General features: G+C 59.6%; 2 pseudogenes. Both read right to left on the reverse strand.

Features of this window, described 5'->3' with window-relative positions:
* A pseudogene (locus EN879_RS40810) lies at positions 1–99 on the reverse strand (peptidylprolyl isomerase); the annotation flags it as partial.
* A gap of 90 nt (positions 100–189) precedes the next feature.
* Positions 190–527 (reverse strand): annotated as a pseudogene (locus tag EN879_RS38365) (LPS-assembly protein LptD); the annotation flags it as partial.

The following is a 527-nucleotide window of genomic DNA, read 5'->3' on the forward strand; positions in this document are numbered from 1 at the left end:
GGCGAAAGCCGGCGGCGCCATTACGGTGATCGACACGGACGTCGCCGCCACGAGCAACGCGAAACCTGCTGAAAAGAGGTATTTCCTCATCGTTGGCATCCCAATTCTATCCCGGTCCCGCCCAATTTGATCTTTCCAGGTGCGCGAAATCCGTGCCAGCCCTATGCGGCGAAACGATGTCGCCGATTGTTACTGGATCGTGTCGACGGCACTGGTCGACGAGCCGAAATCGCCGAGGGTGCGGAACGACAGATTGAAGCCGATGGTCTGCGACACCTCCCTGGTGTTCAGATCGCGCGACTGCGAGTAGGTCATCAAATAAGTGAAGCAGGAATCGTTGTAGGCGAAGCCGACGCCATCCTTGACCAGCAGGCTCTGCTGCAGGTCGTAGGTTCCTGTGCCGAAGACGCGCCAGTTTTCGGCCAGATGCGTGGATGCACCAAGCGTGACCTCGTGGCGGTCGGTGGTGAAGCCGTACAGCGGCTGGGCCTGGATGAAGGCGTATTTGGCGCTCAGCGACACAGGCA

The sequence above is a fragment of the Mesorhizobium sp. M7A.F.Ca.AU.002.02.1.1 genome, assembly GCF_003998535.1.
GTDB classification, from domain to species: Bacteria; Pseudomonadota; Alphaproteobacteria; order Rhizobiales; family Rhizobiaceae; genus Mesorhizobium; species Mesorhizobium ciceri.